The 17,025-nt window shown below is 68.5% G+C and carries 21 protein-coding genes, 1 pseudogene and 2 riboswitches; of the genes and pseudogenes, 16 read left to right on the top strand and 6 right to left on the bottom strand.

Annotation, left to right across the window (positions count from 1 at the left end):
• Positions 1–24: 24 nt before the first annotated feature.
• The 5 genes from pnuC to LJB71_RS11815 all read right to left on the bottom strand — a co-directional run bounded on the left by pnuC (position 25) and on the right by LJB71_RS11815 (position 5,856).
• Positions 25–585: a nicotinamide riboside transporter PnuC gene (gene pnuC / locus LJB71_RS11835; protein ID WP_259304337.1), complete on the bottom strand. Its 561-nt coding sequence runs from the start codon at positions 583–585 to the stop codon at positions 25–27.
• Complete coding sequence (locus LJB71_RS11830) at positions 585–2,741, bottom strand: TonB-dependent siderophore receptor (RefSeq protein ID WP_259304336.1); 2,157 nt, start codon at positions 2,739–2,741, stop codon at positions 585–587. The genes pnuC and LJB71_RS11830 overlap by 1 nt, the downstream gene beginning before the upstream one ends.
• 59 nt (positions 2,742–2,800) lie before the next feature.
• Positions 2,801–2,897: riboswitch (TPP riboswitch) on the bottom strand.
• A gap of 41 nt (positions 2,898–2,938) precedes the next feature.
• Positions 2,939–4,072, bottom strand: a complete 1,134-nt coding sequence (locus LJB71_RS11825; RefSeq protein WP_259304335.1) for a phosphotransferase — start codon at positions 4,070–4,072, stop codon at positions 2,939–2,941.
• A gap of 67 nt (positions 4,073–4,139) precedes the next feature.
• Positions 4,140–5,333, bottom strand: a complete 1,194-nt coding sequence (cfa, locus tag LJB71_RS11820; RefSeq protein ID WP_259304334.1) for a cyclopropane fatty acyl phospholipid synthase — start codon at positions 5,331–5,333, stop codon at positions 4,140–4,142.
• Between the two features lie 101 nt (positions 5,334–5,434).
• Positions 5,435–5,501, bottom strand: a riboswitch (Fluoride riboswitch).
• Positions 5,502–5,673: 172 nt separating this feature from the next.
• The gene (locus LJB71_RS11815) at positions 5,674–5,856 is read right to left on the bottom strand and encodes a hypothetical protein (RefSeq protein WP_259304333.1); all 183 of its coding nucleotides are present in this window, start codon (positions 5,854–5,856) and stop codon (positions 5,674–5,676) included.
• A 372-nt stretch (positions 5,857–6,228) separates the two neighbouring features.
• On the opposite strand from LJB71_RS11815, the gene LJB71_RS11810 reads away from it, so the two are divergent.
• The 8 genes from LJB71_RS11810 (at position 6,229) to LJB71_RS11775 (ending at position 9,442) form a co-directional block, all read left to right on the top strand.
• Entirely contained in the window at positions 6,229–6,708 is a 480-nt protein-coding gene (locus LJB71_RS11810) for a VOC family protein (RefSeq protein ID WP_259304332.1), read from the top strand.
• A 12-nt stretch (positions 6,709–6,720) separates the two neighbouring features.
• Positions 6,721–7,071 (top strand): DUF1428 domain-containing protein, encoded by a 351-nt coding sequence (locus tag LJB71_RS11805; RefSeq protein WP_259304331.1) that lies wholly within the window; start codon positions 6,721–6,723, stop codon positions 7,069–7,071.
• A 114-nt stretch (positions 7,072–7,185) separates the two neighbouring features.
• Entirely contained in the window at positions 7,186–7,731 is a 546-nt protein-coding gene (locus LJB71_RS11800; RefSeq protein ID WP_259304330.1) for an SRPBCC domain-containing protein, read from the top strand.
• On the top strand, positions 7,721–8,209 hold the full coding sequence (locus tag LJB71_RS11795; RefSeq protein ID WP_259304329.1) for a class I SAM-dependent methyltransferase: 489 nt from the start codon (positions 7,721–7,723) through the stop codon (positions 8,207–8,209). The genes LJB71_RS11800 and LJB71_RS11795 overlap by 11 nt, the downstream gene beginning before the upstream one ends.
• Positions 8,206–8,487 (top strand): hypothetical protein, encoded by a 282-nt coding sequence (locus LJB71_RS11790; RefSeq protein WP_259304328.1) that lies wholly within the window; start codon positions 8,206–8,208, stop codon positions 8,485–8,487. Before LJB71_RS11795 ends, LJB71_RS11790 begins: the two co-directional genes overlap by 4 nt.
• Positions 8,488–8,550: 63 nt before the next feature.
• Positions 8,551–8,844, top strand: a complete 294-nt coding sequence (locus LJB71_RS11785; RefSeq protein WP_345779454.1) for a dihydrofolate reductase family protein — start codon at positions 8,551–8,553, stop codon at positions 8,842–8,844.
• 33 nt (positions 8,845–8,877) lie between these two features.
• Positions 8,878–9,273: a GFA family protein gene (locus tag LJB71_RS11780; protein ID WP_259304326.1), complete on the top strand. Its 396-nt coding sequence runs from the start codon at positions 8,878–8,880 to the stop codon at positions 9,271–9,273.
• 13 nt (positions 9,274–9,286) lie between these two features.
• Positions 9,287–9,442, top strand: coding sequence for a hypothetical protein (locus LJB71_RS11775; protein ID WP_259304325.1), 156 nt, complete (start codon positions 9,287–9,289; stop codon positions 9,440–9,442).
• Here LJB71_RS11775 and LJB71_RS11770 read toward each other — a convergent pair.
• Positions 9,424–9,837, bottom strand: a complete 414-nt coding sequence (locus LJB71_RS11770; RefSeq protein WP_259304324.1) for a hypothetical protein — start codon at positions 9,835–9,837, stop codon at positions 9,424–9,426. The genes LJB71_RS11775 and LJB71_RS11770 overlap by 19 nt on opposite strands.
• A 532-nt stretch (positions 9,838–10,369) precedes the next feature.
• Here LJB71_RS11770 and LJB71_RS11765 point away from each other — a divergent pair.
• The 8 genes and pseudogenes from LJB71_RS11765 to LJB71_RS11735 form a co-directional block, all read left to right on the top strand.
• Positions 10,370–10,999 (top strand): potassium-transporting ATPase subunit KdpA, encoded by a 630-nt coding sequence (locus LJB71_RS11765; protein ID WP_259304323.1) that lies wholly within the window; start codon positions 10,370–10,372, stop codon positions 10,997–10,999.
• Positions 10,935–12,173: an IS256 family transposase gene (locus tag LJB71_RS11760; protein ID WP_259304322.1), complete on the top strand. Its 1,239-nt coding sequence runs from the start codon at positions 10,935–10,937 to the stop codon at positions 12,171–12,173. Before LJB71_RS11765 ends, LJB71_RS11760 begins: the two co-directional genes overlap by 65 nt.
• Entirely contained in the window at positions 12,107–13,480 is a 1,374-nt protein-coding gene (kdpA, locus tag LJB71_RS11755) for a potassium-transporting ATPase subunit KdpA (RefSeq protein WP_259304321.1), read from the top strand. The genes LJB71_RS11760 and kdpA overlap by 67 nt, the downstream gene beginning before the upstream one ends.
• 11 nt (positions 13,481–13,491) lie before the next feature.
• Positions 13,492–15,561 carry a potassium-transporting ATPase subunit KdpB gene (gene kdpB, locus LJB71_RS11750; RefSeq protein ID WP_310649419.1) on the top strand — a complete coding sequence of 690 codons (2,070 nt, stop codon included), beginning with the start codon at positions 13,492–13,494 and terminating at the stop codon, positions 15,559–15,561.
• A gap of 16 nt (positions 15,562–15,577) precedes the next feature.
• Positions 15,578–15,871 (top strand): potassium-transporting ATPase subunit C, encoded by a 294-nt coding sequence (locus tag LJB71_RS14675; RefSeq protein ID WP_345779453.1) that lies wholly within the window; start codon positions 15,578–15,580, stop codon positions 15,869–15,871.
• On the top strand, positions 15,868–16,182 hold the full coding sequence (locus tag LJB71_RS14670) for a potassium-transporting ATPase subunit C (RefSeq protein WP_345779452.1): 315 nt from the start codon (positions 15,868–15,870) through the stop codon (positions 16,180–16,182). Before LJB71_RS14675 ends, LJB71_RS14670 begins: the two co-directional genes overlap by 4 nt.
• 35 nt (positions 16,183–16,217) lie before the next feature.
• Entirely contained in the window at positions 16,218–16,652 is a 435-nt protein-coding gene (locus LJB71_RS11740) for a TorF family putative porin (RefSeq protein ID WP_259304320.1), read from the top strand.
• Positions 16,653–16,713: 61 nt separating this feature from the next.
• Positions 16,714–16,998 (top strand): annotated as a pseudogene (locus LJB71_RS11735) (TorF family putative porin); the annotation flags it as partial.
• Positions 16,999–17,025 lie beyond the last annotated feature (27 nt).

The raw sequence follows: 17,025 nt of genomic DNA, 5'->3' as shown, positions 1-17,025 counted from the left end.
TTTCTCGCGCTGCGCGCAGGTGGTCTAGGCCGCGGGCCGCGCCCGCCGCCAGGCGCGCAGGCCCTGCACGGCGAGGACCACGAAGCCGGCGTACAGCGCGGCGGTCACGTACAGGTGCTTGCTGGTGAACATGCCGACGTACACCGCGTCCACCGCGATCCACATCCACCAGGCGGCGATGTGGCGGCGGTTCTGCCAGAACTGGCCGACCAGGCTGAGCGCAGTGAGCATCGCGTCCAGCCACGGCAGCGCGGCGTTGGTGTAGGTGTGCATGAACGCACCCAGTGCCAGCCCGCCGGCGATCCCGGCGAGCAGGTGCCGCCATGCCGCGGCGGCTGGCAGTGCGGCGATCTGCACATGGCCGCTCGCGTCCAGGTGCCGCAGCCAGCGCCGCCAGCCGGTGATCAGCATGGCGATCCAGAACAGCTGCAGCAGCACTTCCGAATACAGGCGCGCGTCGAGGTACACCCACAGGTACACCGCCACCGAAGCCAGGCCGACCGGATAGCACCACGGGTTGCGGCGGGTGGTCAGCCACACCGCAGCGGCGCTCAGCGCCGCCGCGGCGAGCTCGTGCAGCGGCATCACAGCCCCACGCGCAGGCTCAGCCGCGCCAGCCGCGGCGCGCCGGGGAACAGGTAGGTATCGCCGTAGGCGCTGCCCACGTCGCGCCAGTAGCGGCGGTCGAACAGGTTGTCGATGCCCAACTGCACGCTGAGCGGATGCGCGCCCCATTGGCCCTGCCAGCGCAGGCCGGCGTCGAACACGTCATAGGCCGGTGCGCGCACGCTGCCATCGGCGGTGGCGGGATTGCGGGCGGCGTGCCGCCAGCCGCCCTGCACGCCGACCTGCGGCCACCACGGCAGGCGATAGTCCAGCTGCACGCTGCTGCGCCAGGCCGGCACGTTGGCCAGCTGATGTCCTTCGTAAGCCGGGGTCCCGGTGCCGCTCGCACGTGCACGCAGCAGCGCCACGCTGGCATCCAGGCGCAGGGCCTCGGTCAGCGCGCCGTGGGCCGACAGCTCGATCCCGGTGCGGGTTTCCTGGCCGCGCTCGACGAAGCTGTAGCCGGCGCTGCTGGTATCCGGCTGCGCGAACTGATAGGGCTGGCGCATGCGGAACAGGGCGGCCTGCAAGTCCACGCGCTCCTGCCAGCGGTACTTCACGCCGGTTTCGAGCTGGCGCGACAGGCGCGGGCCCAGCACCTCGCCGTCGTTGCTGGTCCAGAACGGCGCTTCCTTGCCCAGCGCCAGCCCTTCGCTGTAGCTGGCATACAGGCTGAGCGCCGCCTGCGGCTGGAAGATCAGCGCCGCCTGCGGCAGGGTGCGGCGCAGGCGGGTGGTGCGGGTGACAGCGGCGTGCTTGTCGCGCGCGGTTTCGTCCAGGCGCGCGGCCTGCACCCCGGCCAGCAGCTGCCAGTGCGCGCCCAGCGCGATCCGGTCGAGCGCGAAGGCCGCCCGTTGGCGGCTGTCCAGGCGCCGCACGCGCGGGCCGGGCTGCTCGGGTGAAGGCGCGTACACCGGCGGGTCGCGGTCGTCGATGTTGGCGCTGCCGACGTACTCGTTGACGCTGGCGCGGCGGGTGATGCTGCGGTGGCGCCAGTCCGCGCCCAGGGTCAATACGTGCTGCAGCGTGCCGGTGGCGAAGCGGCCTTCGATACTGGCGCGCGCGCTGCCACTGAGGCGGGTGTCGTCGGGGCTGCGGTAGTCGTAGATGTCGTACTCGCCGTTCGGCCCGAAATGATTGCCGGGCAGGCTGGCGCAGGCGGCCACGTAGTAGCAGCCGTAGGCGAAGGCGACGTTGTCGTCGATGGCGCTGCGGCTGCGGCCGGCGGCCAGGCGCAGCGTCCACGCTTCGCCCAGCGCATGGCGCAGGCGCGCGCTGGCATTGGTCGAATGGATGCGCACCGGCCGCTGCCAGGGTTGATAGCCCAGCATCCGGGTCGGGTCCGGATGCGGCGGCAGGCGCGTGCCGCCCAGCAGCTGGTAGCCAGAGGCCGAGCGCTGCGCGCTGCGCTGGTCGCTTACGTCCAGCTCCACCCGGGTCGCTTCGGTCGGTACCCAGTCGGCGGCGAGCGCGGCCAGCGCGCGATGGCCGTCGGCGTGGTGCACGTAAGAGTGCATGTCGTCCCAGGCCAGGTTGGTGCGCACCCCGAAGTCCGGCGTCAGCCATTGGCCCGCATCCAGCGCGACATAGCGCGAACCGTGGGAGTCGGTGCCGAGCGTGAGCGTGCGCACATCGGCCGGGCGCTTGCTGACGAAGTTGATCAATCCCCCGGGCTCCAGCACGCCGGCATCGATCCCGGCCAGTCCTTTGAGGATCTCCACCTGCTGCTTGTCTTCCAGCGCGATGGCCTGCTCGCCGGTCATCGCCAGGCCGTTGAAGCGATAGCCGCTGCCCAGGTCCAGCGGATAGCCGCGGATGTTGAGGTTCTGGTAATAGCCGACCGGCGCGTAGCTGTCGCCGAGCGCGGCGTCCTCGCGCGCCAGTTCGCTCAGGCTGCGGATCTGGCGGGTATCGATCTGGTCGCGGCCAATCACCTCCAGGCTGGCCGGGATGTCCTGCGCGCGCCCCGTGCCCCAGCCCTGCAGGCTGGAATCGGAGGAGGGGGTTGCGCCGTGCACCTGCACGGCCGGCAGGCGGGTGATGCGGTCGCGCTGCGGGGCGGTGTCGTCAGTGGCCGCGGCCTGGGCCAGCAGCGGCAGCAGGGCGAGAAGAAGAGGAGAAAGCCGGAGTGTCATCAGCGTCGTCATCGTCGAGGAAGGGACGAAGCGACGGCAGGCGGGCGCCCGCAGGGGCACGCCGCCTCGATCAAGCTCCCTACGCCGGTGCGAACCGGATCAGGTTCCAAGGGACTCTCTCAGCCCGGCCTGCGCCGGGCACCCCCGCTTCTAGCCGACATTGAAGCACAACCCGGCCCGCGCCGGCCAGCACGCCCTCATCCCGCGCCCCGGATCGCCTGCAGCAGCGCCTGCGCCCGCGGCTGTGCAAGCCAGGCGAAATGGCCCAGCAGGAAATCGCGCCAGGCCACCGCGGCCATCGCCGGTTGGCGCAGCACGGCGTGGAAGTACTCCAGTTCCGACAGCGCGAAATCCAGGTGCGCCAGCGGCAGCAGGTCGGCCAGCAGGTCGGTATCGGCCCTGCTCAGGGGCAGCAGTTCGGCATAGCCGGCCAACAGAGCGCGGGCGATTTCCGGGAACACGGCACGGGTGGCTGGATCGGGATCCAGCCAGGCGATGGCATTGCGCTCGATCGCGGTGGCCAGGTCGAGCAGGGCGAAGGTCGGCGCGCACAGGCCGAAATCGAGGATCGCCGCCACCCCGGCCCGCGCGCCGGGGCCGTCCCAGAGCAGGTTGGAGACATGCCAGTCACCGTGCGTCCAGCACGTCGGCAGTGCCGCAAGGCGCGGCTGCAGCGCGCCCAGCGCGGGCAGCAGCGGCGCAAGTTCCTGCGCCCAGTCGCGGGTGGCCAGTGCGGCGGCCAGGCCCGGGCGCTGCGCGCAGGACTGGGCGATGGCCGCCAGCGGATCGCTGGCGCGCAGAACCGCATCGCCGGTCACCAGCAGCGCGGTGCTGCGCGCAGGCGCGGCGTAATCGCGCGCGGCCAGATGCAGGCGGGCCAGCATGCGCCCCGCGCTGCGCGCATGCGCGGCCGACAGCGGCGGCGTCCACGACGGCGCGTCGCGGTACAGGTCCAGGCCTTCGGCCAGCGCGTGCACCTCGTAGGTCCATTCGCCCAGCGCGATCGCGCTGTGGCCGTTGGCATCGGTGAGCACCCGCGGCACCGGCAGGCCATGCGCGCGCAGGTGCGCGATGAAGGCGTGCTCCTCCGCCAGCTGCGCGGCGCTGCGCACACCCGCGTGGTGGCGCTTGAGGAAGACCTCGCTTTGCGCGCAGGCCACCCGCGCCGCGGCCGAGAACGGCCGCGGGCTGTGCCAGCGCAGCTGCAGCGGCGGCGACAGCGAGGGGTAGCGCGCCAGCACCGCCGCGGCCTCGTCGGCCCGCAGCGGCGGCCAGTCGGGCGCCATCGGGGTGGCGTTCCAGCCGTGCGCGAGATGCGGGGGAGCGGTCATGGGCGGGCGTCGCGGAAGATCGCGGCGGCTGCCGCTGGCGCGATTATCCGGATCGCCGCCGCCGCCGTCAGCGCGGCACGCGGTAGCCGCCGGGCACGCCTTCGGCCGAGAGCGTCAGCTGCCACAGCTGGTTGCGGCGGGTGCGGAATGCAGCGGCCGAGGCCGAGAGATAGAACCACCACATGCGCCGGAAGCGCTCGTCGTAGCGCTGTGACAGCCGCGGCCAGGCCGCCTCGAAATTCGCCATCCAGGCCTGCAGGGTGCGGTCGTAGTCGGCGCCGAAGTTGTGCCAGTCCTCGACCACGAAGCGGCTTTCCAGCGCGGCGGCGGCCTGGCGCATCGAGGGCACCTGCGAGTTCGGGAAGATGTAGCGCGCGATCCACGGGTCCGGCCGGTTCGGCGGCTGGTTGCTGCCGATGGTGTGCAGCAGCGACAGCCCGCCCGGGGCGAGGCAGCGCCGCACCACGTCGAAGTAGGTGCGGTAGTTGCGCGCGCCGACGTGCTCGAACATGCCGATCGAGAACACCGCGTCGAACGGTTCGCGCAGCTCCCGGTAGTCCTGCAGGCGGATCTCCACCGGCAGCCCCGCGCACAACGCGCTTGCATGGTCGGCCTGCTCGCGGGAGATGGTGATGCCGACCCCGCGCACGCCGTAGCGCTCGGCCGCGAACTTCAGCGCCTCGCCCCAGCCGCAGCCGATGTCGAGTACGCGCAGGCCCGGGCGCAGGCGCAGCTTGCGGCAGACCAGGTCCAGCTTGGCCTCCTGCGCGGCGTCAAGGTCGCTGGCCTCGGCCCAGTAGCCGCAGCTGTACACCAGGCGCCTGCCCAGCATGGCGGCGAACAGGTCGTTGCCGAGATCGTAATGGCGCTGGCCGACCACGTAGGCGCGCCTGCCCCGCTGCAGATTGAGAAAGCGCGCCTGCGCCCATAGCAGCAGGGTGCCGAAGGTGCGCACGCGCTCGTCCAGGCGCGCGCGCAGCAGCCTGGTCAGCAGGCCGGGCAGGTCGCGTGCGCTCCAGTCGCCGTCCATGTAGGACTCGCCGAAGCCCAGCGAGCCGTGCGCGAACACGCGTTCGAACACGCGTTCGTCGTGCACCTGGAGATCACAGTCGCGGGTGCCGTCGATGCGCACGTCGGCAGCGGCCAGCAGGCGCCCGGCGGCCTCGCGCAGCCGCTGCGCCCTGCGGCTGCCGGCCTGCGGTGATCGCGCAGGCGCGCTGGAGGCAGGATGGGAATTGCGGGGATGCAGCAAACCGGACATGGCAAGACCTCTCTGGAGGTGGCTGTCTCGCGCATGCGCGGGATGGCGGCTGCCCCAGTCGGGCGGATGGCTCGGGCCGCGAGACCGCATCGGGTCATGCGCGTTCGGTAGGCATCATCAGCCTTGCGGCGGTTGGACACGGGGAGGTATGCCATCTCCCGCCACGACCTTACCCCCTGCCGGGGTGGCGGGGCAAGTGCGCTCTCCGTGCGCGGGGGAGTCCCGAGATCAGGGGCGCGTGGATGAAAAAACCGATCGGTGGTGGTGGGCTTTCTGGAGTTTTGGCGGGCCAGGCCAGATCTTCGATCGTGTTCTGGCCTTGCACCTGCCAATCAGCGCGTCACGTCTGCGGCAGTGATGTCACGCGGCGCAGCAGGTCCCGCAGCGCGGGCGCATCCGCGAACCGGCGTTCGAGGGCGCCATGCGCGTCGCACCACAGCGGGTAGGCGCGCTTGAGCAGCGCATGCCCCGCAGCCGTCAGGCGCACGCGGCGCTTGCGGCGATCGTGAGCATCGGCGATCACCGCCAGCAGCCCCCCGGCGCTCCAGCGGCTTGATCAGCGCCGTCAGCGTGGTGCGATCCATGGCCAGGAAGGGAGCGAGTTCGCCCACGGTGGGCGCGTGCGGACGATTCAGCGCCATCAGCAAAGAGAACTGCCCGTTGGTCAGATTGAGCGGACGAAACACCTCGTCGAAGTGGCGGGCGAGCACGCGTGCCGCCCGCTGCGCGTGCAGACACAGACACGCTTGGGCCACTTCGAGCGTCTTGACATGGGGGGAAGGAGTCGCGCACAGTCGCTATTATGTTGATATCAACTTGAATGGTCCACGGGTCCATGATCCGCGCGTCCCGCCGCCGCAACACCCGCCGAGCCCTGGCTCCTTAGGAGGATGGCATGCCGACCCCGAAGAACACCGTCTGCATTTGGTACGACCGCGAGGCCGAAGCCGCCGCGCGCTTCTATGCCTCGGTCTTTCCCGACAGCGCGGTGACCTCGGTCAGCCGGGCGCCGGCCGATTACCCCTCGGGCAAGGCGGGCGATGTGCTGGTGGTGGGCTTCACCGTCTGCGGCATCCCCTGCATCGGTCTCAACGGCGGCCCGATCTTCCCGCACACGGAAGCCTTTTCGTTCCAGATCGCCACCGACACGCAGGAGGAGACCGACCGCTACTGGAACGCCCTGGTCGGCAACGGCGGCGCGGAGAGCGAATGCGGCTGGTGCAAGGACCGCTGGGGCGTGAACTGGCAGATCACCCCGCGCACGCTGACCGAAGCGCTGGCCGCGGGCGGCGCCGAGGCCGCGCGCGCCTTCGCCGCCATGATGACGATGAAGAAGATCGACCATGCCGCCATCGACGCGGCGCGGCGAGGATGAAGGAGCACGGCCATGTACGTGGACGGATTCCTGCTCGCGGTGCCCACCGCCAACCGCGAGGCCTATCGCCAGCACGCGCTGGCTGTGGCCCCGGTGTTCCGCGAACACGGCGCGCTGAGTCTGGTCGAGGCCTGGGGCGACGACGTGCCCGAGGGCAAGCTCAATTCGATGCGCTCGGCGGTGCTGTTGAAGCCCGATGAAACCGTGGTGTTCGCCTGGATCACCTGGCCCGACAAAGCCACGCGCGATGCCGGCATGGCCAAGGTGGCCGCCGACCCGCGCGCCCAGGGCAACATGGCGGAGATGCCCTTCGACGCCAAGCGCATGATCTTCGGCGGCTTCGAAGTGATCGTCGATGCCTGAGACTGCCGCGTCCATCGACGGTGTGAAACACGGCGAGTGGCTGCGGCTGGCCCGCGGCGGCTCGGTCGAGAGGCGCGAAACCTTCGTTGACGGCAAGGCGCAGCGGGGGCGGGGATGACGATCGACCTGAATGAGGACATCGCCGCGCCGATCGGGACCGTCTGGGCCTGCCTGACCGATGCCGAGGCGGTGGCGTGCTGGTTCGGCGCGCACATGCGGCTGGACGCGCGCGCCGGTGGCGGCTTTGTCGAGACCTGGCGCGATGGCGACAGAATGGTGACCACGCGCGGCGCCGTGCTGCGCATCGAACCGCCGCACCGGCTCGATCTCTCGTGGCGCGACGACGACTGGCCTGAAGCAACCGAGGTTTCGATTGCGCTCGAATCCCGTGGCACATCGACCCGGCTGCGTCTTTGCCATGCGGGCTGGGCGCGACTGGGAACGGAGGGGAGTCGCTCGCCGAGGCGCACCGCGCCGGATGGGCTGCCCATCTGCGCGCCTTGCGGCACCATGCCGAGCTGGTCGCGCGCGGCACTGCGGGCAGAGGGCAGGCCAACCCCGCAAGCCGGTCCGTGCGATGACGGCGCGGGCGCACCGGTGATTCTGCCGCCGGCGCAGTATGCGCAGCACTACCAGCCGCAAGAAACGAATGGCCACTGAGATCTCTCCCAGGCTCACTGCGATCGTCGAGGCGCTGCCCTTGCGCCCCGGCCTGCGTGTGCTGGAGATCGGGTGCGGCCCGGGTGTGGCCGCGCGTGCGGTCGCACGCCGCATCGGCGGCGGCCATGTGCTGGGCATCGACCGGTCGGCCAAGGCCATTGCGCAAGCCGTGGCCGGCTCGGGCGCCGAGATCGCGGCCGGTCGCTTGCGCTTTCGTCGGGTCGCCGTCGAGGACTTCGAGCTCCAGGAAGGCGAGCAACCCTATGACATCGCATTCGCGGTGCGAGTCGGCGCGCTCGACGGGCGGCATCCGGAGTTGGAGCGCGCGGCGCTCGATCGCATCGCCCGGGCTCTGGTCAAGGGCGGCCGTCTCTTCCTGGACGGGGGTGACCCGCTTCGAGAGCGTGCTCTACGATCGCCAGGCGACTGCGCCGCGCCCCTGCGGGACGGGAGGATGCTGAGGAGAACGCAGACATGAGCAAAGTTTTTGTCAACATCGCCCTCTCGCTGGACGGCTACATGGCGCCCGACGGCATGGACATGGCGCACTTCGCCGACCCCGGCTACAAGGACTGGGGCGCCAAATGGGGCGCGCTCATGGCCTGGGCACTGGAGCAGCGCTACCTGCGCGAGAAGCTGAAGTTCGGTGAAGGCGGCGAGACCGGGCCGGTGAACGATCTGGTGCGCCAGACCTTCGAGCGCACCGGCGCGCACATCATGGGCCGGCGCATGTTCGACGGGGGTGAGTTGGGCTAGCCGGAGGAGGCCCCCTTCCACACCCCGGTCTACGTGCTCACGCATCAGCCGCGCGAGCCCTGGGTGCGGCCCGGCGGCACGGTCTTCCACTTCGTCAGCGACGGCCCCGAGCGCGCGCTGGCGCTCGCGCGCGAAGCGGCGGGCAAGCGCGACATCCGCATTTCCGGCGGCGCCGACGTGATCCAGCAATACCTGAACCTGGGCGTCGTCGACGAACTGGAGATCGCGCTGGCCCCGGTGCTGTTCGGCGGCGGCCGGCGCCTGTTCGAAAACCTGGCCGAGCCCCTGCCCGGCTTTCGCATCGACCGCGTGCTGCACGACGCGACGGCCACCCACCTACGCTACGTGCGCGCCTGAGTGCGACGCGATCCATCTAAGAGGGAGATACTGATGTCACTCGAAACCTACCGTGGGCGATGCCACTGCGGAGCCGTCCGGTTCGAAGCCGATATCGACCTGGACGCCGGCACCGTTCGCTGCAACTGCTCCATCTGCGCCCGATCGCGCTTTTGGCTGGCGTTCGTGCCGGCCGACCGCTTCCGCCTGCTTGCGGGGGAGGACACGCTGTCCGACTACCGCTTCGCGGCCCAGCGCATCCGGCACCGCTTCTGCAGCGTCTGCGGTGTCAAGCCGTTTGGCATGGCCGCCGACGGCAGCGGCATCGCGGTGAGCGTGAGCTGTCTCGATGGGCTGGCGCCCGAGCGGCTCGCCGCGCTGCCGGTGACCTATGTGGACGGGGCGCACGACCGCTGGGATGCGGCGCCAGCGGTCACGTCGTACCTGTGAGTCGCGGCCTGCCGTGCACGGACACGGCGCCGGGCCCCGACAACCGCTTCGACAGCTGGCCCATGTGCTGGCCGACGGCGCCGAGGCCTTCTTCGATGCGCCGGGCTGGCAGCGGCTGCAAGCACCCGGCGCTGACGATCCGTTCTGGGCCTACGGCTGGCCACGCTGAACGCAGCGCGAGACTTGCAGGGTTGTCAGCGTCGATGGCCGACCCAATGCCTTGGTCACCCGAGCACGATGGAAAACCGACGCCGCCTTGCGCACGTAGGGCGGCACGAGCTCCGATCGGAACACCCGGCCACGGCCGGCGCGGTCGCGCACCTTTGGCACCTTGACCGGCACCGGGCTGAGACCGGTGAGGATCTCGCGCTGGGGCAGGAAACCGGCGCGGACCAGTTCGCGGCGGCCGTCGGGGCGAGTACTGCCCTCGACCTCCAGGAAGCGGGCGAACTCGTCCATCACGGCGCGCTGAATGCGTTGCTGGGCCTGCTCGCGCAGGAGCGCCGTCAGGGCATCGTGGAAGCGTGCTGGCTGGTGCAGGGAAACGACATTATCGTTGCTCACGGTGGCGTACCTCGTGGTTGGGTTGGACTCGTGACAAGCCCATTCCAACCCGGTACGTCGCCTCTCCTCAACTCAGGGTCGTGCACCAAATTCGGTTATATCTCCGCGGCTTCATCGATCTGGCGGTTGATGCAGTGCAGAGTGAAATGTGCGCATGATTGCACGCATTTGCGAGATGCAGAAATAAACATTTCTGATGGGGGGGTAACCGCGCGGCGCGTTCACCGCTGACGCTCGATCTTGATGCGATCTTGATATGGACGCCATCAATCGAATGCCGTCTTGATATCGGTTTCAGGACGATGCCTGCCTCAGAAGTTTTGATCAGGAGGCAATCGATGGATCTGATCTATCTGGCCTGGGCCACAGGTTTCGTCGTGCTCGTGTGGAGCGCCATCGCCGGCTGTGACCGGCTCAAACGCGGCTGAGGAGGCGGTATGGAACCGATGTGGTTGATAGGGCTGGCTGCGCTGCTCGCCGCCGGCTTGCTGCTGTATCTGATCTATGCGCTGTTGTGGGTGGAGGGCATGGAATGAACCCCGATGCAATCCCTTGGGCGATGTTGGCGCTGTTTCTCGGCGTCCTGTTGGCGCTGGGCTGGGTGCTCGCGCGCTGGTGCGATGCGGTGTTCAGCGGCCGGCTGGCGCAGCGCTGGCGGCTGCTCGGCCATATCGAAGTGGGCTGGCTGCGGCTTGTAGGCAGCCGCGCCGACGAGGACATGGGCTGGCGACGCTATGCCCTGGCCATCGTGCTGTTCAACGTCATCGGGCTGCTCTTTCTCTATGCCTTGCAGCGCCTGCAAGGCGTGCTGCCGTTGAACCCGACGGGTATGGGCGCGGTGGCGCCGGATCTCGCGCTCAACACCGCCGTGTCGTTCGTGACCAATACCAATTGGCAAAGCTACTCGGGTGAGAGCACGGTCAGCCATCTGACTCAAATGCTCGGGCTTGCCGTGCAGAACTTTCTGTCGGCAGCCACCGGCATCGCCGTGGCGCTGGCGCTGATCCGCGGCCTGGTGCGGCACTCGGCGCAGGGCCTGGGGAGGGTGTCAGGATTTTTGTGTGAGGGGCCTACCATGACGATGTTCAGGAGCCCCCATGCCACGCAAGAAACCCCCCCCAGTCGCGAAGCCGGACGCCATTCTTCCCGACGAACTGCTTGAGAAGCTGATCCCCGGCCCGGTGGACGCTGCCGGCGTCGAGGCCGTGTTTCAGAAGCTGAAGAAGGCCGTGATCGAGCGCGCCCTGGGCGCCGAGCTGGGCGTGCACCTGGCCAGCCCCGAGGGCGGTCGCGGCAACCACCGCAACGGCCGCAGCGGCAAGACCGTGCTGACCGACGAGGGGCCGCTCCGGATCGACGTGCCCCGTGATCGTGCCGGCAGCTTCGCGCCGCAGCTGATCCCGAAGCACGAGCGCCGCTTCGCCGGCTTTGATGACCGGATCATCTCGATGTACGCCCGCGGCATGTCGGTGCGCGAGATCCAAGGGCATCTGGCCGAGATGTATGCCGTCGACGTGTCGCCAGAGTTCATCAGCGCGGTCACCGACGAGGTGATGGCCGAGGTGGGCGCATGGCAGACCCGGCCGCTGGAGCCGATGTACCCGGTGGTGTTCTTCGACGCGCTACGAGTGAAGATCCGCGAGGACGGCGTGGTGCGCAACAAGGCGGTGTACTTGGCCTTGGGCGTGCTGCCGGACGGCACCCGCGACATCCTCGGGCTGTGGATCGAGAACACCGAAGGCGCGAAGTTCTGGATGAAGGTCTTCAACGACCTGAAGACCCGCGGCACGCAGGACATCCTGATCGGCGTGGCCGATGGGCTGAAGGGCCTGCCCGAAGCGCTGGAAGCGGTGTTCCCGGCCACGACGCTGCAGACCTGCATCGTGCACCTGATCCGCAACAGCCTCGACTTTGCCAGCTGGAAGGACCGCAAGGCGCTGGCCGCGGCGATCAAGCCGATCTACACCGCGCCCAGCGCGGAAGCCGCAGAAGCCGAACTGGACGCGTTCGAGCAAGGCCCTTGGGGGCAGCGCTTCCCGACCGTCGTCGCGGCCTGGCGGCGAGCGTGGAGCCGGGTGATCCCGTTCTTCGCGTTCCCCCCCGAGGTGCGGCGGATCATCTACACCACCAACGCCATCGAGAGCGTCCATTCGCGGCTGCGCAAGATCATCAAGAGCCGCGGGCATTTCCCGAGCGACGAGGCCGCGACCAAACTGATCTGGCTGGCCCTGCGCAACATCACCGCCGACTGGAAGCGGGCGAGCAAGGAGTGGAAGTCCGCGATGAACCAGTTCGCGATACTGTACGGCGACCGCTTCACCCTCGCGCCGCGCTGAGCGGCACGAAGGCAGATTCAGAAAACCGCCTCACACACAAAAATTCAGACAGCCCCGGCCTGGGCAATGCGTGGCTGGATCTCACGCGGGCGACGCTCTTGGTGCTGCTGCCGCTGTCGGTGGTGTTTGCGCTGGTTTTCGTCTGGCAGGGCGTGCCGCAGACGCTGGCCGGCACGCACACGGCGCAGCTGCTCGACCCGGTGACCTACACCGTGCAGCAAGGTACGCAGACGGTGACACAGACCGCCACCACGCAGGCGATCCCGCTCGGTCCGGTGGCCTCGCAGGAGGCGATCAAGCTGCTCGGCACCAACGGTGGCGGGTTTTTCAATGCCAACTCGGCGCACCCCTTCGAGAACCCGACCGCGCTGACCAATTTCTTCGAGCCTCTGGCCATCCTGCTCATTCCGGCGGCGCTGGTTTTTTTGTTCGGTCGCTGGGTGGGGGATTGGCGGCAGGGCGCGGCGCTGCTCGGCGCCATGCTCGTGCTGTTCATCGGCTTGTATGCGGTGGGCGTGATGGCGCAGAGCACGCCCAACCCGCTGCTCGTGCGGCTGGGGCTGCACGGACCGAGCCTAGAGGGGTTGGAAACGCGCTTTGGCGTCGTCGGCACGATGCTGTTTGCCACGGTGACCACCGCGACGAGTTGCGGCGCGGTCAACGCCATGCACGACAGTCTCATGCCGATGGCCGGCTTCGTGCCCATGTTCCTGATGCAATTGGGCGAGGTGGTGTTCGGAGGTGTGGGCTCGGGGCTGTGCGGCATGCTGCTCTTTGCCGTGGTCGCCGTGTTCATCGCCGGGCTGATGGTGGGCCGCACGCCGGAGTACCTGGGCAAGAAGATCGGCGCGTATGAAATGAAAATGGTCGCGATCGCGGTGATCGTCGTGCCCGCGCTGGTGCTGGGCGGCACGGCGCTCGCGGTGCGCCTCGAACCGGGACTGGCCGGTTTGCTCAACCCGGGCGCGCATGGCTTTTCCGAGGCGCTGTACGCGCTCACCTCGGCAGCCAACAACAACGGCTCGGCCTTCGCGGGGCTCGCGGCCAACACACCCTTCTACAACGTGCTGTTGGCGGCGGCGATGTGGTTTGGCCGCTTCCTGGTGATCGTGCCGGTGCTGGCGCTCGCCGGCAGTCTGGCCGCCAAGCCGCGGCTGACGGCCTCGCCCGGCACGCTGCCGACCCATGGTCCGTTGTTCGTGGTGCTGCTGGTCGGCACGGTGCTGCTCGTGGGGGCGCTCAACTACGTGCCCGCGCTGGCGCTGGGCCCCGTGGCCGAACACCTCGCACTGTTCGGCGTTCGGTGAAGGAGATTCCTATGACGACGATGACGCATCGCGCGCCTTCGATGCTCGACCCGGCGCTGCTCAAGCCCGCACTGCTCGAGTCGCTCAAGCGCCTTGCTCCCTGGGCGCAATGGCGCAATCCGGTGATGTTCGTGGTCTGGGTCGGCGCGGCCCTGGTCACCCTGATCGGCATCCTGGCGGCCTTCGGCCGGCTGACCGCGCCGGTGGGTTTCACCCTTTGGGTCGCGGCCTGGCTGTGGCTGACCGTGTGGTTTGCCAATCTCGCCGAGGCGCTGGCCGAGGGCCGCGGCAAGGCGCAGGCCGCGGCGCTGCGCGCGGCGAAAAAACGCGTCTATGCCAAGGTATTGCAGGAGCCGCACCACGGCGCTTCGTGGATTCCGGTGCCCAGCGACGAGCTGGCCGCAGGCAAGGTGGTGCTGGTCGAGGCCGGAGACGTGATCCCTGCTGATGGCGAGGTGATCGAGGGGGTGGCTTCGGTTGATGAATCGGCCATCACCGGCGAGTCCGCGCCGGTGATCCGCGAGTCCGGCGGCGACCGTTCGGCGGTGACGGGCGGTACCAAGGTGATCTCCGACTGGATCGTGGTACGCATCACGGTGCAGCCGGGGCAGACGTTTCTCGACAGGATGATCTCGATGGTCGAGAGCGCCAAGCGCCGGCGCACGCCCAACGAGATCGCGCTGACCATCCTGCTGGTGGCGTTGACCCTGGTGTTTCTGATCGTCTGCGTCACCCTGTTGCCGTTCTCGCAATACAGCGCGCAGGCGGCGCAGCAGGGACAGCAGGTGTCGGTCACGGTGCTGATCGCGCTCCTGGTCTGCCTGATCCCGACCACCATCGGCGCGTTGCTGGCGGCGATCGGCATCGCCGGGATGAGCCGCATGCTGCGCGCCAATGTGATTGCCACCTCCGGCCGTGCGGTGGAGGCCGCCGGCGACGTGGATGTGCTGCTCTTGGACAAGACCGGCACCATCACGCTCGGCAACCGCCAGGCGGTGGCCTTCCATCCGGCCCCGGGAGTGAGCGAGCAGGAACTCGCCGACGCCGCGCAGCTGGCGTCGCTTGCCGATGAAACCCCCGAAGGGCGTTCGATCGTCGTGCTGGCCAAGCAGCGCTTCAATCTGCGCGGGCGCGACACCCACGGCGTGCAGTTCGTCGCGTTTTCCGCGCGCACCCGCATGAGCGGCGTCGATGTGGATGGCCGCAGCATCCGCAAAGGCGCGGTCGATGCCATCGAGCGCTTTGTGCGCGAAGCGGGCGGCGAATTACCAGGCCCGGTGCGCGAACGTGCCGAGGCCATCGCGCGCCAAGGCGGAACGCCGCTTTTGGTGGCCGAAGGCAGACGCGTGCTCGGCGTGGTGGAGCTCAAGGACATCGTCAAGGGCGGCATCCGCGAGCGCTTCGCCGAGCTGCGGCGCATGGGGATCAAGACGGTGATGGTCACCGGCGACAACCGGCTCACCGCCGCCGCGATCGCCGCCGAGGCCGGGGTGGATGATTTTCTCGCCGAAGCCACGCCCGAGGACAAGCTCGCGCTGATCCGCAGATACCAGGCCGAGGGCCACCTCGTGGCGATGACCGGCGACGGCACCAACGACGCCCCGGCGCTGGCGCAGGCCGACGTCGCGGTGGCGATGAACGCCGGCACGCAGGCGGCCAAGGAAGCGGGCAACATGATCGATCTGGACTCCAACCCGACCAAGCTGCTGGAAGTGGTGGAGGTCGGCAAGCAGATGCTGATGACCCGCGGGGCGCTGACGACCTTTTCGATCGCCAACGACGTGGCCAAGTACTTCGCCATCATCCCGGCGGCCTTCGTCGCCACCTACCCGCAGCTTGCCGCACTCGACGTCATGGGCTTGCACAGCCCGCAGTCGGCCATTTTGTCTGCGGTGATTTTCAACGCCTTGATCATCGTCGTGCTGATCCCGCTGGCGCTCAAGGGCGTGCGTTGGCGCGCGGAATCGGCCGAACGCCTCTTGCGCCGTCACTTGCTGATCTATGGCTTGGGCGGGCTGATCGCGCCGTTCATCGGCATCAAGCTGATCGACATGCTGCTGGTCGCCTTGGGCGTGGCTTGAGTGAAGGAGCTTTGAAATGAACGACCTCAAATCGCTTGCGCGCCCGGCGCTGGTGAGCTTTGCGCTGCTGGCCGTGGTCACCGGGCTGATCTATCCGCTCGCGCTCACCGGCATCGCCCAGGTTGCCCTGCCTTGGCAAGCCAACGGCAGCCTGATCGAGCAGGACGGCAAAGTCATTGGCAGCCGCCTGATCGGCCAAAGTTTCGATGATCCGAAGTACTTTTGGGGTCGCCCCTCGGCGACGGCCCCCTCCCGTACAACGCCCAGGCCTCGGGCGGCAGCAACCTGGGGCCGAGCAACCCGGCGTTGATCAAGGCGGTCGAGGAGCGCATGCAGGCGCTGCGCGCGGCCAACCCCGATGCGCAGGGGCCGGTGCCGATGGACCTGGTGACCGCGTCGCCCAGCGGTCTCGACCCTGACATCTCGCCCGAGGCCGCGCTGTGGCAGGCCAAGCGCATCGCCAAGGCGCGCGGTCTCCCCGTGCAGCAGATCGAAGAGTTGATCCGTGCACATACCGAAACGCCACTGCTTGGCGTGTTGGGCACACCCCTGGTCAATGTGCTCGAACTCAACCTTGCGCTCGATCGCCTCGCAAGGCAGTCCGCCGGTGGCGCGCGTTGAGCGCGATTGTTCGGCCTCGTTTCGGGGAAGACACCATGTCCAGAACCTTCGACAAGGCGGCAGCCGCCGTCATGACCTGTGCGCTCTTCGGCCTCTGCACACCTGTGCTCGCCGAGGATGTGCCCGAGGTGACCGCCAGCGGCAACCTGGGCTTCTACAGCCAGTACGTTTTCCGTGGCATGACGCAAACCGCGCACAAACCAGCGCTTCAGGGGGGCGTCGAATTCTCCCACCCCAGCGGCGTGTATGCAGGGTTCTGGGGGTCCAACGTCGACTGGCTCCAGGATTATCAAGGCTACCGCACGGGTAGCCTGGAACTCGACACGTATGGCGGCTGGCGCGGAAATATCGGCAATGGCTTCAGTTACGACCTCGGCGTGATTCGTTACAATTATCCCGGTAAGCGTCCGACCGGCGTGGTAGCCGCCGATACCAACGAAATCTACGCGGGCGGGGGTGGAGATGGCTGACCGCAAAGCTCTCCTACAGCCTGGGTGACACCTTCGGCTTCGCTGCGCCAGCAGGCAGTACCTATTTCTCGATATCGGTGTCAGCATACCGCTGGCGGATACGGGGCTGAGTGCTGCGTTGCACTGGGGAAGACAGCGTTTCCGCGGCAACGCACGCGATTTTGGCTACGAGGACTGGAAGCTTGCCCTGAGCTATGACCTGGGAAGATCCGGTGCGCTCTGGAAAGGCATGAGTGTTGGCGTGCAATATACCGGCACCAATGCCGACCATGCGCTGTGGACCGATCGCAATGGGATAGAAATGGGCCGATCGCGGGCGACCGTCTGGATCGCACGCAGTTTCTGAGTTCATGCGTATGCGCCTTCCACTCGA

The sequence above is a fragment of the Thermomonas sp. S9 genome, from assembly GCF_024704365.1.
GTDB lineage: Bacteria > Pseudomonadota > Gammaproteobacteria > Xanthomonadales > Xanthomonadaceae > Thermomonas.
The sequence above is the reverse complement of the archived record's forward strand: the minus strand, read 5'-3'. Positions and strand labels throughout refer to the sequence as shown.